Source organism: Pyxidicoccus trucidator (genome assembly GCF_010894435.1).
Taxonomy (GTDB): Bacteria; Myxococcota; Myxococcia; order Myxococcales; family Myxococcaceae; genus Myxococcus; species Myxococcus trucidator.
In genome coordinates this window covers 227,428-252,541 of the sequence record NZ_JAAIXZ010000011.1, presented here as the reverse complement: position 1 = coordinate 252,541, position 25,114 = coordinate 227,428, and the positions used below count along the sequence as shown (strand labels likewise).

Here is a 25,114-nt window from a genome sequence, read left to right as displayed (position 1 = left end):
GCCGGATGGTGCCCCACATTCCCTGGGGCCTCATCTTCTGCGTGCTGGCGGTGTGCCTCCTGGGCATCTGGAATCTCGCGTCGGCCTCGCGCCCGCCGCACTCGCCCGTCTGGTCCAGCCAGGCCCTGTACCTGGGGCTGGGCATGGTGGCGGTGCTGGTGGTGTGCCTGGTGGACTACCGCTGGATTCAGCGCATGGCGCTGCCCATCTACGTGGCCAACATCGTCGCGCTGCTCGCGCTGCGCCTCTTCGGCCACACCGCCAAGGGCGCGGAGAGCTGGTTCATCATCGGCCCGTTCCGCCTGCAGCCCGCGGAGTTCATGAAGATTGGCGTCGTGCTGATGCTGGCCAAGGTCTACCACGACGACTTCCGGCCCAATGAGCCGTCCTACGGCCTGATGCGGCTGTGGAAGCCCCTGCTCGTCGTGTTCGTGCCCTTCGCGCTGGTGCTGGTGCAGCCGGACCTGGGCACCGCGCTGATGATTGGCCTGTCCTCGCTCACCGTCATCCTGTTCGGCAAGGTGCGCTGGTACCTGGTGGCCACGCTGGTGGCCGGCATCCTCGCGGGCGCCATCGTCATCTGGAACGACTACATCCGCGAGGTGCCCGAGCCGCGCCCCACCATCGTCCGGCACCACCTGAAGAAGCACCAGAGCCAGCGCATCTCCGGGTGGTTGGACCCGGAGGCGGATTTGCGCGGCAGCGGCTACCACGCGGCGCAGTCGAAAATCGCGGTGGGCAGCGGTGGCGTGTCCGGCAAGGGCTGGCGCGAGGGGACGCAGACGGGCCTGCGCTTCCTCCCCGAGCAGCACACGGACTTCATCTTCTCCGTGTGGGCGGAGGAGCACGGCTTCATGATGTGCGTGCTGCTGTTGCTGCTGTATGGCGCCATCTTCATCTTCGGCCTGGGCGTGGGGTTCAGCGCCCGCGACAGGTTCGGCGCCTTCGTGGCGGTGGGCGTGGTGGCCATGCTGTTCTGGCAGGTGTTCGAGAACATCGGCATGGTCATCGGCCTGCTGCCGGTGACGGGCATCACCCTTCCGCTGATGAGCTACGGCGGCTCGTCCATGATGTCCGTCATGCTCAGCATCGGCCTGCTGGTGAACATCAGCATGCGCCGACACATGTTCTGAGCCTCGGGGCCGCCCCGCCCGGGTTGCCCGTCCCCGCCCCCACCTGGGTGGGGGTGTAGGAAACAACCCACCATTCCGGGTGGGAAGGCGGTAGCTTCCAGGCAGGTGGAGGTCGAGCCATGCAGAGGAAGGTTGCCCAGAAGGGGAGTGGGACGTCGCGCGCGGCGGTAGCGGAGGAGCCGACGTTGGCCCGGGAGTCCCGTCCGGCGGTCAGCGCTCCGGTTTCCCGCCCGGTGGCGGGAGGGGCTCCGGCATCCCGCCCGGTGGCGGGAGGGGCTCCGGAATCCCGGCCACTGGCGGGAGGCGCGCTGGAGCCGCGCAAGCCCCTCGCGCCGCTCATCGAGATGAACCAGGGGGAGGCCGAGCACCGGCAGTTCCCCCGGGCCCAGCTGGCCACGCGCTTCGAGGTGTGGGTGGAGGGGGAGGGCAGCAATCGCCGCTTCTCCGCGAGCTTCACCTCCATCAACGTCAGCGTCAGCGGGGCCTTCCTGGAGAGCACCTTCTACCTGCCCATGGGGACGGTGCTGGGGGTGCGCTTCTCGCTGGAGCCCGGCGCCGCGCCGGTGCTGGCGCGCGCGGAAATCGTCCGCGAGGAGCGCTCCGAGGGGCCGGACGGGCGCACCGGCTTCGGCATCCGCTTCATCGACTTCAGCGGGCAGACGGAGGTGGCACTGGCGCGCCTGTTCGTGGGCATGCGCCTGCGCGCGTTCGCGGAGGAGTATCTGAAGTCTCAGCGGGCCCGCTCACTGCCCAACGAGGTGGAGCGTGTCGTGGACGTGCTGGCCGCCTGGGAGCTGCTCAAGGCCACCACCGCCACCGTGGACCCCTGGCAGGGCGGGTAGGCCGGGTCCGGCTCCAGCGGCTCGACATCCTGGCGCACGAGGGGTGTGGGGAGCGCCTGACGCCAACGGGTCGCCCAGGGCCGTGGGCGAAACTCCGCGTGCGTCGGTGAATCAGGCCTGCTTGCCGCCCGACAGCTGGCGACGACGCTCGGCCTGGTAGTGCGCCGAGCACAGCCCCTTCGAGCGCTGCTCACGCGTACAGCCGTCCACCGTGCAGAGGCGGTCCGACGAAATCATGTTTCCGCTCGCCAGCATCTTGGGCGGACGGCCGCGGCGGCGCCCGGCCGTCACGGTGTTGTGACCCGTGCTATTGCTACCCAGTGACGGCATTCCGGTGTTGAGCGCGCGCAGCATGCCCCGGCCGATGGCGTCTCCCAACGCTTCCGCCCAGTTCACCATGGCTGGCGTCAGCGGGACGTTGGACAATTCTTTGCGTGGACGTGCCATGAATACTCCATGTGAAAACAGTCAATGAATACAGACACTGCTCTTTACCTATTTGGCGGGTGAAGTCATCGCTGTCAATACAACCTTGCAGGGTCTGTCATGACTCGTAAACGTTCACAGCAAATTGATGACAAGGCTGCAAAGGGATACGTATTTCCCGTATGTCCTCCAGGCACGCTGTCACTGAGCGCCGTGGATTTGTCGGCCTCGGTGGAGAGCAACGAGGCGTATGAAAAAGAGCTGGAGGCCCTCCAGGAGCGGGTCTTCCAGCTGCAGATCCAGGCCTGGCTGTCCGGGCGCCGGGCCGTCCTCGTGTTCGAGGGCTGGGACGCGTCGGGCAAGGGAGGCGCCATCCGCCGGCTCACCTCGCTGATGGACCCGCGCGGGTACAAGGTCTGGCCCATCGGCACGCCGTCCCAGGAGGAGCAGCGGCACCACTACCTCTGGCGCTTCTGGCGGAAGACGCCGGGCACCGGGGAGGTGTGTGTGTTCGACCGGAGCTGGTACGGGCGGGTGCTGGTGGAGCGGGTGGAGGGCTTCGCGAAGCCAGCCGAGTGGCGGCGTGCCTACGACGAAATCAATGCCTTCGAGCGCATGCTCACCGACGACGGCGTACGCATGGCGAAGTTTTTCATCCACATTGATAAACAGATGCAGCTCAAGCGCTTCCGGGCGCGTGAGAAGGACCCCTTCAAGCGTTACAAGCTGGGGCCGGAGGACTGGCGCAACCGCTCGAAGTGGAAGAAGTACGAGGGGGCCATCCAGGACATGCTGGACCGCACCCACCGGCCGGACGCGCCGTGGCACGTGGTGGCGGGGAACGACAAGCGCCATACGCGGCTGGAGGTGCTGCGCCGGTGCGCGGAGCTGCTGGAGAAGTAGGGTGGGGCGACACGCGGGAGGGCACTCGCTCTCCCGCGCGCTCGGCCTCCGGACTACAGGGCCTTCTGCAGCGCGGCCTCGATGCGGGCCTTGGGCACCGCGCCGACAATCTGCTCCACCACCTGGCCGCCCTTGAAGATGAGCAGCGTGGGGATGGACCGGACGCCGTACTGCTGCGGCGTGTCCTGGTTGTCATCGATGTTCAGCTTGGTGAACTTCACCTGGCCCTTGTACTGGGTGGCCAGGGCGTCCAGGGCCGGGGCGATGGCCCGGCACGGGGCGCACCAGGTGGCCCAGAAGTCCACCAGCACGGGCTCCTGGGAGTCCAGGACCTGCTGCTTGAAGTCGCCATCCCCGATATTCGTCACGTCAGCGCCTGCCATGGTGTCTCCTTCAGGCCCTCTTCCGGCCAAATCCGGCGCGTCCTCTAGTACGCGTCCAATGGCCCTGCAAGAACGGCCCGGGCATCAGCCCGTCTGGCCGGACAGATGCGGCCGGACGGACCTCGTTTCAACCCATTCCCCTGAACCACCCCCCGCGCGAGAGGAGGGTGGTGTAAGCTGGCCGGCGTGACGAAGCTCTTCCTGCCCCAGGCCCAGCTCGAGGAGTGGGCGCTGGCGGACAAAGCGGACCTGCGCGAAGGCAAGCTGGTGGTCATGGCGGAGGGTGGTACGACCTTCCCCCTCACCCCGGCGGTGCACTTCGTCCAGCTCGTGTCGGGCGAGGACTCCCAGGGGTTGGTGGCCCGGGTGAAGACCGAGGAGCAGCTCGCCCGCCTGGGGGCCGAGCAGATGGCCGACTCGGTGCTGGTGGGCGACAACGCCTACGAGGTGGTCCCGGGGTATGTAGCGGAGGTCTCGGCCCCCAAGCCGGAAGGGGCGGCGAAGAAGCCCGACTCCGAGGCGGATCTGCTGGCCGCCTTCATCCTCAACAAGATGGGCTGATTCGCCCGTCTTCAAAACAAGATGGGCGCAGCCGCCCATCGCCAACAAGGCGGGCTGATTCGCCCGTCTCTCGTGGTTGAGAGCCTGTGCCCATGAGCCATACGCTCGTCTCACTCGCCTGCCACGCCTATGGCATCGCCGCCGTGCTCTACCTTGCCTACCTCGTCCGACAGACCGAGGCCCTGGCCACGGTGGGCCGCGTGCTGGTGGGGGGTGGCCTTGCGCTGCACGGCGTGGCCCTCTTCGAGCTGCTGGGCGTCCAGGAAGGGCGCCCCGTGGGCCTCGCCCAGGGCTTCTCCGCGCTGGCCTTCCTGCTGCTGGCCATCTTCCTGGCGCTGGATGTGCGCTACCGCCGGCCCGTCATCGGCGCCTTCCTCACCCCGCTGGCGGTGACGGTGCTGATACCGGGCCTGCTGCTGCAGGGCGGTCAGGCGCCGCTGCCCCCGGGAGTGCGCCAGCCGCTGCTGCCGCTGCACATCACCCTCGCGCTGCTGGGGCTGGCGGCGTTCGCCATCGCCGCGGGGGTGGGCGTCATGTACATCCTCATGGAGCGGCAGGTGAAGGCCAAGCGCTTCGGCCTGCTCTTCTCGCGCCTGCCCTCGCTGGAGTTCCTGGACACCCTCAACCGGCGGTTGGTGGTGTGGGGCTTCATCGCGCTGTCGGTGACGCTGGCCACCGGGGCCTTCTTCGTCACCACCGCTCCGGGCCTGGGCTGGAACTGGGACGGCAAGGTGATTGCCACGCTGGTGGCGTGGGCCGTCTTCGCCGCGCTGGTGAATGCGCGCATCTTCGCCGGGTGGCGCGGGCGCCGGGTGGCGCTGCTCACCATGGCCGGCTTCTGCCTGGTGCTGGTGTCCTTCCTCTCCTCCTACGACCTGGCGGCGCCGACGGCCGCGGCGATGAGGTTGCCCTGAGTATGGAGCTCATCTGCATCGGCCTGTCCCACCGGACGGCGCCCCTGGCGGTTCGTGAGCGGCTGGCCCTGACCGAGTCCCGGCAGGTGGAGGTGGTCCAGCGGCTGGCGCAGGCGCCCGTCGAGGCGCTCTGGGTGTCCACCTGCAACCGCGTGGAGGTGTACCTCTCCGCGCCGGACGCCGCCCTGGCGCGGCAGCGCGTGGTGTCGGAGCTGCAGTCGCTGGGCGGCCCCGAGGCGCTGGAGCACCTGTACGAGCACCAGGGGGAGAACGCGCTGGTGCACCTGTTCCGCGTGGCGGGCAGCCTGGACTCCATGGTGCTGGGCGAGGCGCAAATCCTGGGGCAGGTGAAGGACGCCTTCGAGCGGGGCCAGGGCGCGGGCGCGGTGCGTGGCGAGCTGACGCGCGCGTGCGCGGCGGCCTTCAGCTGCGCCAAGCGGGTGCGCACGGAGACGGCCATCGGCCGCGCGTCCACGTCCATGGCGGCGGCGGCGGTGCAACTGGCGAGCAAGGTGTTCGACGGCCTGAATGGCAAGACGGTGCTGGTGGTGGGCGCGGGGGAGATGGGCGAGCTGGCGGCGCGTCACCTGAAGGGCGCGGGCGCCACGAAGCTGCTCATCACCAACCGCACCCTGGCGCGCGCCGAAGGGCTGGCCGCCGAGGTGGGCGGCACGGCGCGCCCCTTCGAGGAGCTGTTCGCGCTGCTGGCCGCCGCGGACGTGGTGGTGTGCAGCACGGCGTCGCCGGTGCCCCTCTTCACGAAGGAGAACGTCGGCGCGGTGGGCAAGGCCCGCAGGCACCGGCCGCTGTTCATGGTGGACCTGGCCGTGCCGCGAGACATCGACCCGGGCGTGGGCACGCTGAACTGGGTGCACGCCTACGACGTGGACGACATCCAGAAGTTCGTCGCGGACAACGCCGCCGCGCGCGCCGAGGAGGCGCAGAAGGCGGGCGTGCTGGTGGCGCAGGAGGTGGCCCGCTTCGTCAAGGAGCGCGCCCTGCGCGAGGGCACGCCGGTGCTGGCCCGCCTGCGCCAGCGCGCCGAGGCCATTGCCCGCGCCGAGGTGGAGCGCACGCTGGGCGCCCTGGGCGACGGACTCAACGACAAGCAACGCAAGAGCATCGAGGCCATGGGCCGAGCCATCGTCAACAAGCTGCTGCATGAGCCCACCTCGCGCCTGCGCGCCGTGGGCCCGGAGGGCGAGGGCAACCGCCTGGCCGGCGCCGCCGCCGAGCTGTTCGGCCTGCTGGAGGGCGAGGTGGAAGAGGCCTCCGCCCCGTCCGCCACCCCGCTGCCCGCCGCCGCTCAGGCCGCCACGGGGGCCAAGCGATGAAGGCCGTGCGCATCGCCACCCGTCAGAGTCCGCTGGCGCTCTGGCAGGCCCGCCACGTGGGCGCGCTGCTGGCCGCCCGGCACCCGGGGCTCGAGGTGTCCCTGGTGGAGATGACCACCGAGGGCGACCGCTTCCTGTCCGCGCCACTGTCCGCCGTCGGGGGCAAGGGGCTGTTCGTGAAGGAAATCGAGCAGGCCCTGATTGACGGCCGCGCCGACCTGGCCGTGCACAGCCTGAAGGACATGACGTCCGTGCTGCCCGAGGGGCTGATGCTCGCGGCGCTGCCGACGCGCGAAGACCCGCGCGACGCCTTCTGTGGCACCTCCGGGCTGACGCTGGACACGCTGCCTCAGGGCGCGCGCGTGGGCACGTCGTCGCTGCGTCGCAGCTGCATCCTGCGCTCGGGGCGGCCGGACCTGGAGGTCGTCAGCCTGCGCGGCAACGTGCAGACGCGGCTGGCGAAGACGCGCGAGCTGGGGTTGGCGGGCGCGGTGCTGGCGTACGCCGGCCTGAAGCGGCTGGGCCTGGACGGCGTCATCACCCAGGTGCTGCCCACCGAGGTGAGCCTGCCCGCGGTGGGGCAGGGGGTGCTGGCCATCCAATGCCGCACGGACGACGTGGCAGTGCGCGGACTGCTGGCGCCACTGGACGACGCCACCACTCGCATCGCCGTGACGGCCGAGCGCGCGCTGCTGGCGAAGCTGGAGGGCGGCTGCACCGTGCCGCTGGCCGGCCATGCCACCGTGTCCGAGGGCACCGTGTACCTGCGCGGGCTGGTGGGCCGTCCGGACGGCACCCACGTGGTGCGCGGCGAGGTGCGCGGCCCGGTGGCGAGCGCCCACGCGCTGGGTGAAGTCCTGGCGGACGACCTGCTGTCACGTGGCGCGGCGGACATCCTGCGAGATTTCGCTCGCCGCGCGGAGGCCCGGGAGTCCTAGAGTGCGCCCGCGTGGAACGGCGACTGGAAGGCATCCGAGTCTTGGTGACGCGCCCGCGTGAGCGGGCCGAAGAGCTGTGCTTCCTCCTGGAGGACGAGGGCGCGGAGGTGCTCAGCGTCCCCCTCCTGGAGCTGCGTCCGCCGGAGGACCCGCGTCCGCTGGCGTCCGCGGCCGAGCACATCCAGCGGTACAAGTGGGTGGTGTTCGCCAGCCCGTCCTCGGTGGAGGCGCTGATGGAGGCGCTGCGCGAGGCCGGCACCGCGCACCGGCTGCACCGCGTGAAGGTGGCCGCCGTGGGCCCCCGCACCGCGCGCACCGCCGAGGCCTTCGGCCTGGAGGTCTCCGCGGAGCCGGAGGAGGGCACGGGCGAGGCGCTCTTCCAGCTCATCAAGGACACACTCCAGGTGGGCGACGAGGTGCTCCTGCCCGCCGCCGAGGAGGGCCGGCGCGAGCTGGAGGACGGGTTGCGGGACGTGGGCGTGCTCGTCACCCGGGTGACGGCCTACCGCTCCACGCCCGCGCCGATGCCGCCGGAGGCGCTGGCCCTGCTGGAGTCCACGCCTCCGGACGTGGCGCTCTTCGCCTCGCCGCGCACCGCCGAGGCCTTCCTGGAGGCGGCGGGCCGCGAGCGCCTGGGCACCGCGCGCGTGGTGGCCATCGGCCCCACCACGGCGGCGGCCCTGGAGCGCCTGGGCATGCCCGCGGCCGCCGTCGCGGAGCGCCCCACCATGGAGTCGCTGGTGGATGCCACCGTCCGGGCGGTTCGCGGCTAAGCTCCCCGCCCGTCGGGCGCGCGGTCCGACGTGGAGGAGTGGAGCGATGATGCGGGGTCTGCTGCGGGGCGCGTGGGCGCTCGGGCTGCTGGTGCTGTCCACCACGGCGATGGCTCAGACGGAGTACACAGACCTGGGTCACCGGGTGCTCAACAGCAGCCAGGACCGGCTCCGCTACTACCTGGATGCCCGGAGCAGCCGGCCCGCGGACACCGACTTGAGCGAGGTGGAGACCGCGACGAAGGCGGCATTCCAGGCCTGGGAGGACGTGGACTGCGCCTGGCCCGCGTTCCAGTTCGTGTCCCGTGCCACCAACGGCTCGCCGATGACGACCGTCGCGGACCCCACGGACCGCTTCACCGTGGTCCCCGTCTGGGTGACGGAGAGCCAGGACCCGCGCTACCGCGACACGCTGAACGGGGGAGGCCTCACCTCGGCCGCCCGGCCGCTGACCTTCGGTGGCTACGTCTACCAGTGCGACATCTACCTCAACGCGGTGGACTTCCGCTGGTCCACCCTGGCGACCACGCCCGCGGACGCCATGGACCTGCGCAGCGTGCTGATGCACGAGCTTGGCCACTGCCTGGGCCTGGGCAACACCTACGACGTCGATAGCAGCAACGCGGTGATGTACGCCGTGCTGAGGCCGGGCGAGAGCCGGCGCTTCGTCGCCGCTTATGACCGCACGGCGCTCTGCCGGTTCTATCCCCAGACGGGCGCGGTGGGCTCGCCGTGCACGGGCCCGGGGACCTGCTCCAACGGCCTGACGTGCGCCACCGTCCCGTCCACCACCAGCGGCACCAGCACCAACCTCCAGGTGTGCGCCAGGGGCTGCGCCGGCGTCACCGAGGGCGAGTGCCCGGCCCCGTACGTGTGCCGCGCCTCCACCGCCGTCTCCGGCTTCACGAAGGCGTGCCTGCCGGCGCTGCCGGACTCCCTCACCCCGGTGGGCCGCGAGTGTGACTCGAGCACGGGGAGCTGCGGCTCCGCGAACGGCCGCTGCATCCCTCCCACGGTGCCGCCCTCCGGGACGGGCAGCGGCTTCGACCGCTGGGACGACGGGTACTGCACCGAGTCGTGCAGCGGCCGGGGCACCTGTCCCGGTGGCGCGGAGTGCGCCCAGGTGGAAGGCCAGGGGCAGGTGTGCCTCAAGCGCTGTGGCGCCACGCCGGGCGACTGCCGCCCCGGCTACACGTGCGCGCGGCGGCCCGAGGGCGACCTGTGCGTCCCCGCCTGCTACGGCGACGTGGACTGCGCGAGCGACTCCGTGTGCCGCCTGTGCGACCGCGTCTGCGTGGTCCGCCAGACGTCCGGGCGGCAGGTGGGTGATTCGTGCACGGCGGACAACCAGTGCGGCACCAACCAGTACTGCCTGCTGCTCAACGGCAACCCGCAGGGCGTGTGCGCGCAGCCGTGCTCCCTGCAGGCGTGCTCGTGCCCGGGTGGCACCACGTGCCGCGTGGTCAGCCCCCAGGGAGAGCGGGCCTGCGTGCGCGACTGCTCGCAGGGCTCGTGCACCTCGCCGGTGCAGTGCAGCGCGGTGGAGGACGGCGCGGCCTGCCTGGCGGCCTGCCGGTCCAGCCAGGACTGCCCGCCCAACACGCTCTGCGGTGCCGGAGGCGCCTGTTACGATCCTACCGCGCGCCCGGACGCCGGCACGTGCGCGCTCTGCAATGACGCGGGCACCCCGCCTCCCGTCCCCACGGACGGTGGCGCGGAGGGCTCCGTGGGCGGGCCGGGAGGCTGTGGCTGCCAGGGTGCTCCGATGTCCGCCGCGGCGTTCCTCGGCGGGCTGGTGGTGCTGCTGCTGGTGACGGGAAGGAGACGGGCTTGGCACAGGCAGTGAGTGGCTCGGGCGGCACCCCCTCGCGGAGCCGCGACGACTTCACCACGCTCTTCGTGCTGGAGGCGCTGGTGGGCCAGGGGCTGCTGACGCCCCAGCAGGCGCAGGAGGTGCTGGCCCGCGAGCCGGCCGCGCGTGCGCGCGTCCTCAAGGCGCAGGCGGGCGCGGGGGGCAAGGAGGCGGCGCGCTACGACGTGTCGCCGGTGGAGGTGGTGGCCGCCTTCCAGGTGCCCCTGGCCAACGGGCGCGGGGTTCTGGACGAGGACCGCGTCACCGAGGCCGCCGCCCGGGCCGCGGGCATCGCCTACCGGAAGATAGACCCGCTCAAGCTGGACATGGCCATGGCCACGCGCACGGTGTCCCGGCCCTACGCGCAGAAGCACGTGCTGCTGCCGCTGGAGCGCAACGAGCAGGGGCGGCTGATGGTGGCGGTGGCCAACCCGTTCGACCGCGAGCTCTTCGAGAACCTCTACCGCCTCACCGGGCTGCCGGTGGAGCCGGTGCTGTGCGCCAAGGCGGACATCCTCCGGTCCATCGCCCACATCTACGGCTTCAACAAGACGCTGGCTCGCGCGGCGGACGACTTCGGCGGCGCCTCCGCCGGGGCCCAGGTCTCCAACTTCGAGCAGCTGGTGTCGCTCAGCGGCACCCAGGAGCTGGAGGCGTCGGACAAGCCGGTGGTGCAGGCGGTGGACTACCTGCTGCGCTACGCGTTCGACAACCGCGCCTCGGACATCCACGTCGAGCCCAAGCGCGCCACCAGCATGGTGCGCCTGCGCATCGACGGCGTGCTGCACCCCGTGTACACGCTGCCCGCGCAGGTGCACGCGCCCATCGTCTCGCGCGTGAAGATGCTGGCGCGCATCGACATCTCCGAGAAGCGCCGGCCGCAGGACGGCCGCATCAAGACGGAGCGCGACGGCCGCGAGGTGGAGCTGCGCGTGTCCACGCTGCCCACCGCCTTCGGCGAGAAGGTGGTCATCCGCATCTTCGACCCGGAGACGCTGGTGCAGGACATCGCCCAGCTCGGCTTCGAGCAGGACGAGAAGGGCGCCTTCGAGTCGTGGATAGACAGGCCCCACGGCCTCATCCTCGTCACCGGCCCCACGGGCAGCGGCAAGACGACGACGCTCTACTCCGCGCTCAAGGCGCTGGCCGGGCCGGACGTCAACGTCACCACGATTGAAGACCCCATCGAAATGGTGTGGGACGCCTTCAACCAGGTGCAGGTGCAGCCCAAGGCCGGGCTCGACTTCGCGGGGGCGCTGCGCCACATCCTGCGCCAGGACCCGGACGTCATCATGGTGGGCGAGATTCGAGACGCGGAGACGGCGGAGAACGCCATCCAGGCCGCGCTCACCGGCCACCTCGTGCTGTCCACGCTGCACACCAACGACGCGCTGGGCGCGGTGGCGCGCATGAGGGACCTCGGCGTGCCGTCCTTCCTCCTGGCGCAGAGCCTGCTCGGCGTCATGGCCCAGCGCCTGCTGCGGCGCGTGTGCAGCCACTGCGCGGAGGAGACGACGCTCACCCCGGACGAGCTGCTGGCGCTCCAGGCCCCGCTGCCGCTGCTGCCGGGCGGGGTGCGGCTGCTCCGGGGCGCCGGCTGCGTGCGCTGCCGGGGCACCGGCTTCGTGGGCCGCACCGGCGTCTTCGAAATCGTCACCTCCGGCGGCGAGCTGCGAGACCTCATCTCCCGCGAGGCCCCGTACGACAAGCTGGTGGAAGCGGCCCGCCGCTCCGGCATGCGCACCCTGCGCGAGGCCGCCGTGCGCAAGCTGGCCCAGGGCCTCACCGCCTTCGACGAGGTGGTGCGGATGACGTCCGCCTGAGGCGAAGCCCTCCAGGCCCGGACCTGCGACGGCCCGGCTCCCCGCGAGGGGAACCGGGCCGCGGTGTTTCAAGCGGGCCCCTCAGGGCTGTCGGAGACTAGAAGCGCGCCTGCAGCAGGGTGTTGAAGCCCAACGCGTGCGGGTCCTCGAACGTGGGCTGCGACACGCCGGTGATGTCGTCCCGGAACGTGGTCCGGTTGTTGTCGTACGTGTAGTAGACCTCGCCCACGGCCGCCACGGAGTCGGACAAATCCCACCGGAAGGTGGCCTTGGCCGAGTAGATGGGCTCCGCCTTGCAGACCGTGTTGGACTGGCCGCAGAGCTCCGGGAGGATGCTGAGCGCGTTGGCGTCACGCACCACCACGGTGCGCGTGCCGATGAGGTTCTCCGGCGGGTTGTTGCCGCCCAGCACCGGGGTGGGGCTGCGGAACGAGGCCGGCTGCTGCACGCCGAGGATGAAGCCCGGCGTGAAGTGCATGGACGGGAAGTGGTAGTCCGCGCCCACCGCCAGGAACATCTCCGGGTTCAGCTGCGTGCCCTCGGGGAAGTCCTGGAACGGGGGGAAGCCCGGCACCTCGAACTGGATATAGGACAGGCTGCGGACCAGGCCGAGCACGCTGAAGCGCATGTTGTCCAGCTTCGCCCGCGCCTGCAGCGCCAGCGCGGTGGCGCCCTGGGGCTGCGTGGCGCCGAACTCGTCCGGCTTCTCCAGCGTCTGCGAGAGGTAGCTGCCCTCCAGCGACACGGAGTAGGAGAGGCCACCCGGGTACGCCTCGGGCGCGAAGAAGCGCTGGTAGATGTCCGGGTCGTTCTTGTAGAGCCGGAAGTCCACGCTCGTGCCCACCGGCACACCCACGTGGTAGACGACCTGCGCGGACGCGCCCGCGGCGTTCACCGGCGCCTCCACACCCAGCGTCGCCAGGCCCGGAACGAGGCCCTTCTGGAAGTAGCCGACGCCGCCTTCCACCCGCAGCGTCTCCAGGATGTCCCAGCCGGCGCCGGCCATGGCGCCGTAGAGCGTCTCCTCCTCGAGGATGAGCTCGTTCTGCACCAGCGCCGTCTTGGCGCCAGCGTACGCGTACCACTTGTCGCGCGTAATCTGGAGCTTGACGCCCGGCACGCCGTTGGCGGCGGAGCGCGTGGTGAACACGCCGCTGCCGCCCCAGGAGATGCGGTAGGCGTAGCCCAGGCGGAAGCGGTCCGCGGACACCGGGAAGCCGACGAGGGAGATTCCCTCCTTCTCGCTCCAGCCCGGCGGCTGGTAGTTGAGGCGGATGTAGCTGGAGTTGTCGCGGATGTCGACGCCACCCGCGGGGCGCTCCAGCACCAGCAGCGTCAGCGCCGCCTCCGTGGTGAGCCCCTCGAAGAACGCGGGCGCGCGCTTGTAGAGCACCACGTTCGACAGCGACTCGAAGCCGGAGAACCGGGTGTTGAAGTTGTCGTAGAACTGGGTGTTCTGGTTGCCCGCGCCAAACCGTGCGTTCGGGCTGTTGGGTGTCGTTTCACCCGCGCCCGCGAGCACGTTGTCGTCCGCGAAGACGAACGACAAGCGCGTGTCCACGAAATCACCGGCCCAGGCGGGCACACTCAGGGAAAGCAGCCCGGTCAGGGCCAGCGTCTGCAGCGTTTTCAATGTCCCTCTCCACGAAGCGGCCCGGGGGGGCTGCTCCTCCCCGCGCCCCGGCTCTCACCAGGGCGCGAACTGCATCAACGGATGACTACGGATTGGCGCAAGGCTCGATGGGCTTCGGGCACTGCATGTCCGGGCCCGGGTTGCAGCAGACGTCGTCCAGATCGCGAGGCAGCACCATCCACCGCGGCCGGGCGGCGCTCACCTGACGCAGGTGACCGACGATGTCGAAGGTGGCGCCGTGCATGAAGCGGCACTGCTGGGCGCGCTCGGCGTCCGGGTCGTCCTCGCGGCAGTTCACCACGAGGTCCGGCACCGCGTCCTTCATCACCACGTTGATGCGGGTGCGCGCGTCCGGGCCCACCTGGCAGGTGACGGCGCCACCGGCCTCGTTCTGCGCGGCGGCCCAGACGAAGGCCTGGGTCGACGTCAGGGTGTGCTTGAGCAGGGTGCGCGCGGCCACCGGCACGTCCGCGCTGGCGGGCAGGGTGCTGCCGCCGAAGCGCAGGAGCGCGGCCTTGTCGCACCAGATGTTCAGCTTCAGGCCAGGGCCCAGCTCCTTGGAGCTGGCCCACTCGGCGGTGGCCGCATTCCCATCCACAGCGCGGCCCACGTACTGGATGCGGGCGCCGACGGAGCCGTCCAGGCCCGCCTCGGGCGCGCCGGTGGGGTTCATCTCCACCACGAACTGGCCGAAGGTGTCGAAGGTGTTCTTCTCGCTGCAGACCTTCCCGGCGAACTGGCCCACGCCCAGGGTGCACTCGATGTTGCACTGACGCTCCGGCACGTCCGGGTCCCCCGCGGTGTCCCCACCGCAAGCGCCCCAGGTGCCCGCGCGCGTGTCCGGGCAGAAGAAGGGCACCAGGCCGTTGCCGTTGGCGTCGCAGCTGTGGATGACCTCGGGGAACTTCACGCGGCGCACCTTCACCAGCGCGGACTCCAGGCTCTCCATCTTGTAGTTGCCGTAGCTGTAGCCGCACAGCGGGTCGGTGACGTACAGCGAGCTGCTGTAGCCGCACAGCCGGCCGTTGAGCTCCGTCGGCGGGGCCAGCCGCAGGTACTTGTCCCACTCGCTCTGCGGCAGCAGCCGCACGTGCTCGCGCACGCTCCAGGAGGGGAAGGTGAGCTGCGTGGTGGCGGTGAACTCCTGCACCGAGCCGGCCACCGTCCAGAGCAGGTCGCCCGGGTCCAGCCCCTCGGGGAAGGAGTAGTTGTAGATGTAGAGCGCGTTGAACCGGCCCGGGTAGTAGCCGTCCGGCTCGGCCGTCTGGATGTTGGCGCCCGGGACGCTGTTCTCCCGCACGCGGCACGCCGTCAGGTCCGTCACGAAGAAGCCGCCCGGGTCCGTGCCCGTCACCAGCAGCGTCACGGGCTCGTTGTCGTTCGGGTCCCCGTCCTCGCAGTTCTGGCGCAGCACGCTCCCGGACTCGGGGTTGCGGCCAATTCGCATGTACGTGCCGTTGTACGCGGTGAGCTGGTCGCTGTTCTGCGGCGTCTGCACCGTGGCGAGCGTGGGCTCTTCGAACTGCAGCGCCCGCGACAGGCCCGTGGCGTAGCTGCGCGTCGCCGGCTCCTCTGGCAGGTCTCCGGGCATCACCTGGCCCTCGGAGTAGTCCACCTCGGGCGCCTCGTCCTGCACCCAGACGTGCATCTCGCCGTACAGCTGCGAGGCGCGCACGGTGCCGGTGCCCTTGCCGTTGGTCAGGTTCGTCCACCGGTAGTTGTAGGCGCCGGTGAGGTTGCCCGGGACGACGCGGAAGGCCACCGGGCCATTGAAGGCCTCCATCTGCTGGCCCTTCGCGTCGATGGCGGTGATGTCCAGGTCGATGTCCACCGCGCTGCGGGGGATGAGGTAGCGGCAGTCCGGGGTGCCCCGCACCTCCAGGGGCACCTGGCTCTGGTTGCCGTTGTGGCGGGCGGCGCACTCGTCCGCCACCGGCAACGCCGCGCGCGGGTTGCTGTTGGCGACGTAGAGGCCCTTCACCTGCACGTCAAAGGTGGCCACGCCCTTCGGCTGGACGGCCTCTTCGGTATAGCAGCCGGCCAGGACGAAGGCCGACACGAGCATCAGTCGCTTCATTACTTCACCCTCCGGCCGATACGGCCGTCTTCCACCGCGTCCGCGATGGAGATGGAGGTGGGGTTCTCACAGAAGGAACGCAGCTGCGGCGTCACGTTTCCGCAGACGGGGTTGCCACCGGTCAGCACGTCCCGGCAGCTGCACCGGCCCGTGTAGGGGCCCGTCGGCACCTGGCACTGCGCCTGGATGGCGTCCGGCGTCAGGTCCGCCACGCCGCAGCGCTGGGCCGCGTCCGCCGGGAAGCCGAGCAGCTCCTGGCACGAGCAGCTGCCCACCTGACGCTCCAGCGCGTCCTCGAAGTCCTTCGCCGAGCGGCAGTAGCCCACCACCTGCTCGTCCACCGTCCACTGGCCGTCGATGAGGGTGCCGCAGCGGGTCCCCGTCTTGGACGTCGCATTGCCGGCGAGGATGTCCTCGCAGGTGCAGAAGCTCTGCATGTAGCCGATGAGCGAGTCGCGCAGGGAGATGCCCGTCTCGATGCGGGTGGTGTTGCGCTTGAGCACGTTGAAGCCCGAGCCGCCCTTGGCGATGTAGTCGTTGACGGCGATCTTGTACGTGCCGGTGGGGTCCAGCGGCTTGCCGTTGATCTCGATTTCAGTTCCCGGGTTGGCGTAGCAGCGGCCTACGCCGGGGGCGGAGGACTCGTCCTCCAGGCACTGCCAGGGGGCGTGGCCGTCGCGGTTCTCCGCGGGGCAGTCGGCGCCGGCCCTCGCCTGCTCGCAGGAGATGCGCAGGTCGTTGATCTGCACCTGGGCGCAGTCCATGGTGAAGCGCGCGCCGGAGATCTGCGCCTGGCTGACGCAGCCACGCTCGGCGGAGCGCTCGGCCACGAAGTTGAACATCTCCTGCATCTCCTTGCCGGAGAGGTACATGATGTTGATGGTGTTCTCGAAGGGGAACACGTTGAACATCGACTCCTGCGTCACCACCCCGGAGTAGAGGTTGTCGCGGATGCCCAGCGAGTTGGTGAGGGCCATCTCCGCCTCGACGCGGCGGCGCTTGCGCATGGAGTCCGCGGCCACGTTGCCCAGCGGCGAGTCTCCGCCAGTGGAGTTGTTGCGGCGCTGCACGTCACGCGGGGCGTAGGAGAAGATGTTGGTCAGCTGCAGCTTGAAGTCCATGCCCAGGATGTAGGGCAGGAGCAGCTGCGTGGTGTCCCGGTCCTCCTGGTCGCGGCAGTTCTTGATGGCCGCGCGCACGTCCGTGTTCTGGATGTACTGGCCCGCCTCCCAGAAGATGGACGAGTCGTAGCGGTAGCGGCGCATGGCGTCGTCGCACCAGAGCGCGTCCAGCGGGAAGGCGCGGTAGTCCTGGCTGAGCACCTCGGCGCCCTCGCCCTGGCCCGGCACCTCCGGCATCTTCACGACCAGCTCCAGCCGGCCCACGTACTTGGCGAAGGCACCCGAGTGCGCGAGCACCACCTTGCGGCCGCTCGGGTCCGACAGCAGCTGCGGCGGGTTGAGCACCACGTGCAGGTGGCCGCCCAGCACCACGTCCACGCCGGACACGCCGGGGATGAGCAGGCGCACCACCGACTTCTCCTCGCCCTCCGGACCGAACCACTCCAGCACCTGCCAGGGGCTCTTCGCGCGCGTGGTGAAGGACTTGATGCGGCCGTACTCGTAGTAGGCCTCGTAGCCCTGGATGACGTCCTGGTCCTCGTGGAGGCCCAGGTGGCTGACGATGACGATGAGGTCCGTCACCGGGCGCAGCAGGTCCACGTACGCGCGCACCACCTCGTTCTGCTCCATGGCGATGGCCTGCAGGCTGTTGCCGCCCTCGACAATGGAGTTGAGCGAGGAGATGTTCGCCATGCCGATGATGCCCACGCGCACGCCCTTGACGTTGCGGATGGTGTACGGCTCGGTCTCCAGCGCCGTCTGGTTGCTGCCCACCTGGCGGAAGTCGCTCCACTGGTAGTTGGCGGCCAGCAGCGGGAAGGTGGCGTTGTTGCGCGCGCGCTGCGTGAAGTTGAGGGCGCCCGCGTCGAACTCGTGGTTGCCCACCACGGCCGCGTCCAGCCTCGCCTGCGAGAGGAACTTGAACTCCACCTCGCCGGTGTTGAGGTTGAAGATGGGCGCGCCCTGGAAGCAGTCGCCCGAGTCCAGGTGGATGACCCGCTCGCCCCGGCTCCGCTCGCGCTTGAGCAGCGCCGCCATGCGGGTGGCGCCTCCGAACGGACCGGCCTCGGGAATGAGCCCCAGGTCCTGGTCCGTCTTCAACGGCGCGAAGTCATAGGGGATGAGGCGCGAGTGGATGTCCGAGGTATGGAGGAGCGTCAACCGCACCTCCTGGCCCTCGAGGTTGAAATCCTGGCCTTCCATCACCGGCATACACGAAGCCGTAGCCAGGGCGCAGAGGAGGCCGAGCAGGACGCGACGCATCAGGAGAGATTCCGTGTTTCAGGGGGAAGACAGCGGTAAAGCCGGCGCACCGTACGGGATCATCCTCTGTCCGGCAAGCAACGCCGCCATCACTTTCCTACTCCATCACCCTCGCATTCCTTCTCGCCCGGAGAGCAGGCAGACATGAAGCAGCGCCATTCCAGTGTGACTGACATCGAGATCATCGAGGATTTCTCGTCCACCGCGAGGTGTGACGAGGGCTTCCTGCGGGTGCGGCGCCTGCGCTGCCGCAACCGGCGCTCGGATGGAACGGCCTCTTCCGTGTACCGCGTGGACGTGGTGGACCGGCCCCGGCTGGACGCCGTCGCGGTGCTCGTCTTCCGACGCGACGCGTCGGGCGTGCTGGAGGTCCTGACGCGGATGAACCTGCGGCCCGCGGCGTACTTCCGGAAGGACAACCGGGACGCCATGACGGTGCCGGACCCGGCGCCCGGTTACCTGCGGGTGGAGGAAATCGTCGCGGGGCTGCTGGAGCCGGAGGACAAGGGCGACGAGGGGCTGAAGCGGCGCGCGGCGGAGGAGGTGCGCGAAGAAGCGGGCTACGCGGTGAAGCCCGAGGACATCCAGCTGCTGGGTGGCTCCTTCTTCCTCGCGCCGGGCATCCTGTCGGAGAAGGTCTTCCCGGCCGCGGTGGACGTCACGGGGCTGGAGCCCGTGGAGGCGGAAGGCGACGGCACGCCTCTAGAGGAGGGCACGCAGCTGCACTGGCGGCCCCTGCCGGAGGTGCTGGAGGCGTGCCGGCGGGGGGACATCCCGGATGCGAAGACGGAGGTGGCGCTGACGCGGCTGCTTGCCCGCCAGCCCTGACGCGGTGGGCGGTGGGGGAATCGCGGCGCGGGTTTCCGCCGTGCCGCGCGCCGGGGTAGGGTGCGCGGCGTTCCGTCACTCACTGCCGAGGTCGCTGCATGTCGTCGCTGCCCCCCTGGCTGGCCCAGCTGCTGCCCATCCTCATCCTGCTGGGGGCCATCGCCCTCGTCCTGACGCGCCTGCCCAAGGTGGAGCTGGGCCACACGGACGCGTTCCGCCGCCGCCGCTTCTTCAACTGGTTCCCGCTGGGGATGACGTACGCGTTCCTCTACATGGGGCGCTACAACCTCAACGTGGCCACCAGCGCCATGAAGGACCACATCGACAACGCGGGCTTCGGCACCGTGTTCTTCTGGGGCACGCTCACCTACGGCTTCTCCTTCCTCCTCAACGGCCCGCTGACGGACCGGCTGGGCGGGCGGAAGACCATCCTCATCTCCGCGGCCGGCTCGTCGGCGGCCAACATCGCCATGGGCGGTGTGGTGTACGCGGTGCTGACGCAGGGCTGGGTGCCGCCCGGCGGCCTCGTGGCGACGCTGTCGTTCCTCTACGCCGTCAACATGTACTTCCAGAGCTTCGGCGCGGTCTCCATCGTCAAGGTGAACGCGTCCTGGTTCCACGTGCGCGAGCGCGGCCAGCTGGGCGGCGTCTTCGGCATCCTCATCTCGCTGGGCGTCTACTTCGCCTACGACTGGAGCCGGTTCATCGTGCAGGCGGCGCCCACGTACTGGGCGTTCTTCGTGCCGGCCGCCATCCTCGCCGCCTTCCTGGTGCTGGACTTCTTCGTCATCCGGGACACGCCGAGCCACGCGGGCCACAAGGACTTCGACACCGCGGACGCGTCCTCGGGTGACACCGGAGCGCCCCTGGGCGTGTGGCCGGTGTTCAAGCGGATGATCAGCAACCGCACCATCATCGTCATCCTCTGCATCGAGTTCTGCAGCGGCTTCATGCGCAACGCCATCATGCAGTGGTACCCCAAGTTCGCGAAGGCCACCGGCATCGGTGAGGCCTTCGTCGCGGCCAACTGGGGCATGCTGCTGTGCGTGGCCGGCATCACCGGCGGCATGTTCGCCGGCCTCATCAGCGACCGGGTCTTCGACTCGCGCCGGGGCCCCGTCTCCGCCGTGCTCTACGCGGGCATGTCCGTGGGCGCCGTCGCCACCCTGTTCCTCCTGGAGAGCGTGGCCCTGGGGTGGACGGTCATCTTCATGTCCCTGTGCGTCATCGGCGTGCACGGCATGCTGTCCGGCACGGCCAGCATGGACTTCGGCGGCAAGAAGAACGCGGGCCTGGCGGTGGGCATCATCGACGGCGCCGTGTACGCGGGCACCGCCCTCCAGTCGATTCTGCTGGGCTCCATCCTCCCCGCCGGGGACCTGGCGAAGGCCCCGGGCAACTGGGGCAACTGGCCGCTGGCCATGCTCCCGCTGTCCTTCGCGGGCATGCTGCTGGCCACCCGGGTGTGGAACGCGAAGCCCCAGCCGAAGTCCACGCCGGTGCCCGCCTCGCTGCCCGTGCCCCCGGCCGCCCCGGCCTCCCGGACTGGCACCGGGGGGTAGCTCCTTCGTGCTGCAACGGACGCGTCACGGGGGGGTCTCTCCCGCGTGACAGACAGGTAACGTAGAGTGCGGGTGTGTCCCAGGCATCCGCACCCTTGCAGAGCCGCTTCGAGGTCCATGACCGGAAGCAGTTCGAGATAAAGCTCGAGTACCAGCCCACCGGCACGGAGGCGACGCGCTACCTCGTGGAGGCGTATCTCTTCCTGCCCGGCAGTCTGAACATCGACGCGGAGACGTACCCGCGCGCGGACTTCTACGCCGACATCCACAACTACGTGCGCTTCAAGACGCCGGTGATGGCGGTGGACGAGCTGCTGTCGTCGGACGCCTCGCCGCTGGTGCGGCTGGAGGCGTGGCTGCGCACGGGGATGGGGACGGAGGCGGACGTCGTCTACCAGGCGAAGCTGCTGTCGTGCGTGCTGCGCGGTGCGCTGCGCCGCTTCGCCATCGGCGTGGAGTCGCGCTGCGAGGGGACGGGGGGGCTGCCGGCCGAGGCGTGCGCGGTGCTGGAGGCGGAAATCATCGCCATGCAGGCCGGTGTCACCCGGGTGCTGGAGCGCTTCCGCGTGTGGCTGCGCGCGGTGGGGGAGCTGCGGCTGCAGGAGCGCTCGCGCGCGGCGCTGCGGCTGGTGGACGAGTACGTCAGCCTCCTGGTGGAGGGCGGCTTCCGGCGCTCGGTGGCGGACATGAAGGCGCTGCCGAAGTCCGAGCCGTGGATGGGGCTGCGCAAGGGGCTGATGGAGGCGGTGCTGCGCGAGGAGGCGTACCGCAAGGAGCACCGGCTGCGCAGCGTGTTGAGCCCCACGGGGGACAACGAGGAGTACATCCAGCGGCTGGGCTTCCTGAAGAAGTTCTGCATGAACGTGCTCTTCCTGTCCTCGAAGCGGAGGCAGAAGCGGCAGGGCTTCGAGGAGATGCTCTTCGCCTTCGCCGCGGGCGTGGCGATGACGTTCGCCACCGCGGTGGCCTTCTGGGCGCAGGCGCGCTTCGCGCAGGCCAGCCTCAACTTCTTCCTCATCCTCGTCGTCGGCTACATGGTGAAGGACCGCATCAAGGAGGGCCTGCGGCGCATGCTCAGCCGCGTGGCCGCCACGCACCTGGCGGACCGGACGGCGGACCTGGTGGACCCCGTCACCGGGCGCTCCATCGGCACCTGCGAGGAGCGGGTGGACTACGCGCCGGTCTTCAAGGTGCCCGAGTCCGTGTCCGGGCTGCGCCACCGCGACGACTTCCTCACCGCGTCCCAGGGCGAGGTGTCGGAGACGGTCATCCGCTACCGCAAGCACATCGACCTGGACGCGCGCCTCATGCCGCGCACGGAGCGGGGCCTGACGGGCGTCACCGACATCCTCCGGCTGAACGTGGAGCGCTTCCTGCGCGACATGGACGAGCCGGAGCTGGCGCTGGAGTACGTGGACCTGGCGGACCTGTCCGTGGGCCACATCCGCGGCGCCAAGCGCTACCCGGTGGACGTGGTGTTCCGCTTCACCGTGGAGGAGGAGGAGACGGACCGCCGCCAGGAGACGACGCAGTTCGTCCGGCTGGTGCTGGACCGCAACGGCATCCAGCGCATGCAGCGCTTCCCGGAGTCGTCCTCTCCGGGGATGCCTCCTGGCACCGCGCCCTGGCAGTCGGCCGCCTGAACCGCGCGGATTCGGCGGCGTCCCCGCCCGGGCACGGGTAATCTCTCCCGCGCTCATGGCCTACGACGACTTCAAGAAACGCATCCGAGACGACTGGCGGGACACCCTGCGCGGCATCCTGGCGCGGGCCCGCTCGCTCGGCCCCCAGGCGGTGCTGGCGTTCGACCTGGACTCCACCCTCTTCGACAACCGCCCCCGGCAGGCCCGCATCCTCCGGGAGTATGGCGTCTCGAGCGACCTGACGGCGCTGACGGCCTGCGCCCCCCACCACTGGGACAGCGGCTGGGACATGCGCGAGGCCATGCGGGCCTGCGGCCTGGAGGAGGCCCAGGTGGAGGCCCACTACCCGACGGCCCGCCGCTTCTGGGTGGAGCGCTTCTTCACCAGCGACTACTGCCTGGAGGACGGGGCGATTGAAGGGGCGGGCGCCTTCACCCACGCCGTGGTGGCGACCGGCGCGCTGCTCGTCTACGTCACCGGCCGGCATGAGGGCATGCGCCAGGGCTCCGTCTCCTGCATGCGCCAGCACGGGCTGGTGCTCCCGGACGAGCGGCAGGTGCACCTCTTCATGAAGCCGGAGCTGGCGGGGGACGACGACGCCTTCAAGCGAGAGGCCCATGCGCGGCTGGGCCGGCTGGGGACCGTGGTGGCCGCCTTCGACAACGAGCCCACCCACGCCAATGACTACCGGCGGAAGTTCCCCGAGGCCACCGTCATCCATCTGGCCACCGACCACTCGGGCCGGCCGGTGGAATTGCTGGAGGGCGTCGTCTCCGTCCCGCACTTCGCCCTGGAGTCCTGACGCAGCGCGGCTGAAGACAGTCGCGGTAGAGAACGGTTTGTTGGGCTTTGAAGTCCCCCTGCCGCGCGCTATGAGGCGCTCGGCGTCCGCCGTCCCGCAAGACCGAGGGGACGGCCAGCATGGAGGCACCCGCGGTGGCCAGCCCGTACTCGAAGGAACAGCTGTTGACGATGTACCGGAAGATGTACCTCATCCGTCGCTTCGAGGAGCGCACGGGTCAGCAGTACACGCTGGGGAAGATCGCCGGCTTCTGCCACCTGTACATCGGCCAGGAAGCCGTCGCGGTGGGTCCCAACGAGGCCATCCGTCCGGATGACTACATGCTGAGCGCGTACCGCGACCACGGCCAGCCGCTGGCCCGTGGCAGCGACGCGGGCATGGTGATGGCGGAGCTGTTCGGCCGCGGCACCGGCTACAGCAAGGGCAAGGGCGGCTCGATGCACATCTTCGACATCGAGCACCACTTCTACGGGGGCTACGGCATCGTCGGCGGGCAGATTCCGCTCGCGGCGGGCATGGCCTTCGCCAGCCGCTACCGCAACGAGGACCGCGTCACGGTCTGCTACTTCGGCGACGCGGCGGCCAACCAGGGCTCGTTCCACGAGACGCTCAACATGGCGTCCAAGTGGAAGCTGCCGGTCATCTACATCTGCGAGAACAACCGCTACGGCATGGGCACGGCCATTGCCCGCACGTCCGCGGTGCCTGAAATCTACAAGCGCGCGTCGGCCTACGGCATGCGCGGCGAGCCGGTGGACGGCATGGACTGCCTGAAGATGTACGAGGCGGTGAAGGACGCCGCCGCGTACTGCCGCGCGGGCAAGGGCCCCGTGCTGCTGGAGGCCAACACCTACCGCTTCCGCGGCCACTCCGTGGCGGACCCCGCCACCTACCGCTCCAAGCAGGAGGTGGAGGAGGAGCGGAAGAACGACCCCATCCCCAAGCTGCGCGACTACGCCATCAAGAACAAGCTGGCGGTGGACTCCGACTTCGAGGCCATCGACGAGGAAGTGAAGGCGCAGGTGGACGCGGCGGTGAAGTTCGCGGACGAGTCCCCGGAGCCGGCCCTGGAAGAGCTGTGGCGGGACACCATCGTCGAGGAGGGCGAGCAGGACGTGCGCCCCCGCGAGCGCGTGCTGGGGGTGAAGGTGACCAACTGGCCGAAGTACCCGAGCGGCCAGGAGCTGAAGGTGACGTGGGACCTCGAGCCCCGCGAGCAGGCCGAGCAGGCCGACAAGAAGGCGGGCCTGAGCCGCTAGTGCTCCGGATGCCCTGGAACCCAACCCTTTCTTTCGATTCCCTTCGGAGCTGACGATGCCCGAGTTGATGTACCGCGAGGCCCTGAACCAGGCGCTCGCCGAGGAGATGGAGCGCGACGCCAACGTCTTCCTGATTGGCGAGGAGGTCGGCCGCTACAACGGCGCCTTCAAGGTGTCGCAGGGGCTGTTGGACAGGTTCGGGAGCGCGCGCATCATCGACGCGCCCATCTCCGAGCTGGGCTTCACCGGCATGAGCGTGGGCGCCGCCATGGTGGGCCTGCGCCCCGTGGTGGAGATGATGACCTGGAACTTCGCCATTCTGGCGATGGACCAGATCGTCAACAACGCCGCCAAGCTGCGCCACATGTCCGGCGGCCAGCTGCGCTGCCCGATTGTCTTCCGCGGCCCCGGTGGCGCCGGCGGCCGGCTGTCCAGCCAGCACAGCCAGGCGCTCGAGGCCAACTACGCGCACTTCCCGGGCCTGAAGGTGATTGCCCCGGCCACCCCGGCGGACGCCAAGGGCATGCTCAAGGCGGCCATCCGGGACGAGAACCCCGTCATCATGTTCGAGGGCGAGCGGCTCTACGCGCTCAAGGGTGAGGTGCCCGAGGGCGAGCACGTGGTGCCGCTGGGCAAGGCGGACGTCAAGCGCGAGGGCACGGACGTCACCATCATCACCTGGTCCCGCATGTACTACTTCTGCATGGAGGCGGCCGAGCAGCTGGCGAAGGAGGGCATCTCCGCGGAGGTGCTGGACCTGCGCACGCTGCGGCCCCTGGACGAGGAAGCCATCCTCGCCAGCGTGCGGAAGACCAACCGCGTCGTCATCGTCGAGGAGGGCTGGGCGCTGGCGGGCGTCGGTGCCTCGGTGGTGGACCTCATCCAGTCGAAGGCGTTCGACGACCTGGACGCGCCGGTAGGGCGCGTGACGGGGCTCGACGTGAACATGTCCTACGCGGCAAATCTTGAGAACGCGACCCAGCCGGACGCGCCCAAGATCATCGACGCGGTGAAGAAGGTGCTGTACCGCGAGGGAGCCTGAAC

General features: G+C 70.0%; 21 protein-coding genes. 16 read left to right on the top strand and 5 right to left on the bottom strand.

Translation table 11 applies throughout. The features are described from left to right. Positions 1-5 precede the first annotated feature (5 nt). Together rodA and G4D85_RS29110 are read left to right on the top strand one after the other, a co-directional pair. A complete protein-coding gene (gene rodA / locus G4D85_RS29115; RefSeq protein WP_205525773.1) occupies positions 6-1,133 on the top strand; it encodes a rod shape-determining protein RodA in 1,128 nt (375 codons plus the stop codon). A gap of 119 nt (positions 1,134-1,252) precedes the next feature. Beyond that, positions 1,253-1,975, top strand: a complete 723-nt coding sequence (locus tag G4D85_RS29110) for a PilZ domain-containing protein (RefSeq protein WP_164017274.1) — start codon at positions 1,253-1,255, stop codon at positions 1,973-1,975. Between the two features lie 111 nt (positions 1,976-2,086). Here G4D85_RS29110 and G4D85_RS29105 read toward each other — a convergent pair whose 3' ends face one another. Beyond that, complete coding sequence (locus G4D85_RS29105; RefSeq protein ID WP_164017273.1) at positions 2,087-2,422, bottom strand: hypothetical protein; 336 nt, start codon at positions 2,420-2,422, stop codon at positions 2,087-2,089. Positions 2,423-2,614: 192 nt separating this feature from the next. On the opposite strand from G4D85_RS29105, the gene G4D85_RS29100 reads away from it, so the two are divergent. Then, positions 2,615-3,304, top strand: coding sequence for a polyphosphate kinase 2 family protein (locus G4D85_RS29100; protein ID WP_240359559.1), 690 nt, complete (start codon positions 2,615-2,617; stop codon positions 3,302-3,304). A gap of 53 nt (positions 3,305-3,357) precedes the next feature. Here the strand turns inward: G4D85_RS29100 and trxA are convergent, their stop codons facing one another. Beyond that, a complete protein-coding gene (trxA, locus tag G4D85_RS29095; protein ID WP_164017271.1) occupies positions 3,358-3,687 on the bottom strand; it encodes a thioredoxin in 330 nt (109 codons plus the stop codon). A gap of 186 nt (positions 3,688-3,873) precedes the next feature. On the opposite strand from trxA, the gene G4D85_RS29090 reads away from it, so the two are divergent. The 7 genes from G4D85_RS29090 (at position 3,874) to G4D85_RS29060 (ending at position 11,882) form a co-directional block, all read left to right on the top strand. Further along, positions 3,874-4,248: a hypothetical protein gene (locus G4D85_RS29090; protein ID WP_205525759.1), complete on the top strand. Its 375-nt coding sequence runs from the start codon at positions 3,874-3,876 to the stop codon at positions 4,246-4,248. A 92-nt stretch (positions 4,249-4,340) separates the two neighbouring features. Next, on the top strand, positions 4,341-5,162 hold the full coding sequence (locus tag G4D85_RS29085; RefSeq protein WP_164017270.1) for a cytochrome C assembly family protein: 822 nt from the start codon (positions 4,341-4,343) through the stop codon (positions 5,160-5,162). Positions 5,163-5,164: 2 nt separating this feature from the next. Continuing rightward, on the top strand, positions 5,165-6,496 hold the full coding sequence (gene hemA, locus G4D85_RS29080; RefSeq protein WP_164017269.1) for a glutamyl-tRNA reductase: 1,332 nt from the start codon (positions 5,165-5,167) through the stop codon (positions 6,494-6,496). Beyond that, positions 6,493-7,434: a hydroxymethylbilane synthase gene (gene hemC, locus G4D85_RS29075; protein ID WP_164017268.1), complete on the top strand. Its 942-nt coding sequence runs from the start codon at positions 6,493-6,495 to the stop codon at positions 7,432-7,434. Before hemA ends, hemC begins: the two co-directional genes overlap by 4 nt. Positions 7,435-7,475: 41 nt before the next feature. Beyond that, complete coding sequence (locus G4D85_RS29070; protein WP_240359558.1) at positions 7,476-8,207, top strand: uroporphyrinogen-III synthase; 732 nt, start codon at positions 7,476-7,478, stop codon at positions 8,205-8,207. Positions 8,208-8,253: 46 nt separating this feature from the next. Further along, positions 8,254-10,053 carry a matrixin family metalloprotease gene (locus G4D85_RS29065; RefSeq protein WP_164017266.1) on the top strand — a complete coding sequence of 600 codons (1,800 nt, stop codon included), beginning with the start codon at positions 8,254-8,256 and terminating at the stop codon, positions 10,051-10,053. Continuing rightward, a complete protein-coding gene (locus tag G4D85_RS29060; protein WP_164017265.1) occupies positions 10,038-11,882 on the top strand; it encodes a GspE/PulE family protein in 1,845 nt (614 codons plus the stop codon). The genes G4D85_RS29065 and G4D85_RS29060 overlap by 16 nt, the downstream gene beginning before the upstream one ends. Before the next feature lie 97 nt (positions 11,883-11,979). Here the strand turns inward: G4D85_RS29060 and G4D85_RS29055 are convergent, their stop codons facing one another. From G4D85_RS29055 to G4D85_RS29045, 3 genes are all read right to left on the bottom strand, one after another. Next, a complete protein-coding gene (locus G4D85_RS29055; protein WP_164017264.1) occupies positions 11,980-13,515 on the bottom strand; it encodes a hypothetical protein in 1,536 nt (511 codons plus the stop codon). Between the two features lie 85 nt (positions 13,516-13,600). Further along, complete coding sequence (locus tag G4D85_RS29050; protein ID WP_164017263.1) at positions 13,601-15,592, bottom strand: single stranded DNA-binding domain-containing protein; 1,992 nt, start codon at positions 15,590-15,592, stop codon at positions 13,601-13,603. After that, complete coding sequence (locus G4D85_RS29045; protein ID WP_240359557.1) at positions 15,592-17,916, bottom strand: bifunctional metallophosphatase/5'-nucleotidase; 2,325 nt, start codon at positions 17,914-17,916, stop codon at positions 15,592-15,594. Before G4D85_RS29045 ends, G4D85_RS29050 begins: the two co-directional genes overlap by 1 nt. A 204-nt stretch (positions 17,917-18,120) precedes the next feature. On the opposite strand from G4D85_RS29045, the gene G4D85_RS29040 reads away from it, so the two are divergent. The 6 genes from G4D85_RS29040 to G4D85_RS29015 all read left to right on the top strand — a co-directional run bounded on the left by G4D85_RS29040 (position 18,121) and on the right by G4D85_RS29015 (position 25,112). Next, a complete protein-coding gene (locus tag G4D85_RS29040) occupies positions 18,121-18,804 on the top strand; it encodes an NUDIX hydrolase (protein WP_164017261.1) in 684 nt (227 codons plus the stop codon). Positions 18,805-18,902: 98 nt separating this feature from the next. Then, complete coding sequence (locus G4D85_RS29035; protein WP_164017260.1) at positions 18,903-20,366, top strand: MFS transporter; 1,464 nt, start codon at positions 18,903-18,905, stop codon at positions 20,364-20,366. Positions 20,367-20,440: 74 nt separating this feature from the next. Further along, entirely contained in the window at positions 20,441-22,009 is a 1,569-nt protein-coding gene (locus tag G4D85_RS29030) for a hypothetical protein (protein ID WP_164017259.1), read from the top strand. Between the two features lie 55 nt (positions 22,010-22,064). Then, a complete protein-coding gene (locus tag G4D85_RS29025; protein ID WP_164017258.1) occupies positions 22,065-22,811 on the top strand; it encodes a hypothetical protein in 747 nt (248 codons plus the stop codon). A 134-nt stretch (positions 22,812-22,945) separates the two neighbouring features. After that, on the top strand, positions 22,946-24,070 hold the full coding sequence (pdhA, locus tag G4D85_RS29020; protein ID WP_164017403.1) for a pyruvate dehydrogenase (acetyl-transferring) E1 component subunit alpha: 1,125 nt from the start codon (positions 22,946-22,948) through the stop codon (positions 24,068-24,070). Positions 24,071-24,119: 49 nt separating this feature from the next. Continuing rightward, entirely contained in the window at positions 24,120-25,112 is a 993-nt protein-coding gene (locus tag G4D85_RS29015; RefSeq protein WP_275900324.1) for a pyruvate dehydrogenase complex E1 component subunit beta, read from the top strand. Positions 25,113-25,114 lie beyond the last annotated feature (2 nt).

Excerpts from the sequence above, each read along its gene's own strand:
- rodA (WP_205525773.1), top strand. The coding sequence starts at position 6 with ATGGTGCCCCACATTCCCTGGGGCCTCATCTTCTGCGTGCTGGCGGTG.
- G4D85_RS29110 (WP_164017274.1), top strand. The coding sequence starts at position 1,253 with ATGCAGAGGAAGGTTGCCCAGAAGGGGAGTGGGACGTCGCGCGCGGCG.
- G4D85_RS29105 (WP_164017273.1), bottom strand. The coding sequence starts at position 2,422 with ATGGCACGTCCACGCAAAGAATTGTCCAACGTCCCGCTGACGCCAGCC.
- trxA (WP_164017271.1), bottom strand. The coding sequence starts at position 3,687 with ATGGCAGGCGCTGACGTGACGAATATCGGGGATGGCGACTTCAAGCAG.
- G4D85_RS29085 (WP_164017270.1), top strand. The coding sequence starts at position 4,341 with ATGAGCCATACGCTCGTCTCACTCGCCTGCCACGCCTATGGCATCGCC.
- hemA (WP_164017269.1), top strand. The coding sequence starts at position 5,165 with ATGGAGCTCATCTGCATCGGCCTGTCCCACCGGACGGCGCCCCTGGCG.
- hemC (WP_164017268.1), top strand. The coding sequence starts at position 6,493 with ATGAAGGCCGTGCGCATCGCCACCCGTCAGAGTCCGCTGGCGCTCTGG.
- G4D85_RS29065 (WP_164017266.1), top strand. The coding sequence starts at position 8,254 with ATGATGCGGGGTCTGCTGCGGGGCGCGTGGGCGCTCGGGCTGCTGGTG.
- G4D85_RS29050 (WP_164017263.1), bottom strand. The coding sequence starts at position 15,592 with ATGAAGCGACTGATGCTCGTGTCGGCCTTCGTCCTGGCCGGCTGCTAT.
- G4D85_RS29045 (WP_240359557.1), bottom strand. The coding sequence starts at position 17,916 with ATGGAAGGCCAGGATTTCAACCTCGAGGGCCAGGAGGTGCGGTTGACG.
- G4D85_RS29040 (WP_164017261.1), top strand. The coding sequence starts at position 18,121 with ATGAAGCAGCGCCATTCCAGTGTGACTGACATCGAGATCATCGAGGAT.
- G4D85_RS29035 (WP_164017260.1), top strand. The coding sequence starts at position 18,903 with ATGTCGTCGCTGCCCCCCTGGCTGGCCCAGCTGCTGCCCATCCTCATC.
- G4D85_RS29025 (WP_164017258.1), top strand. The coding sequence starts at position 22,065 with ATGGCCTACGACGACTTCAAGAAACGCATCCGAGACGACTGGCGGGAC.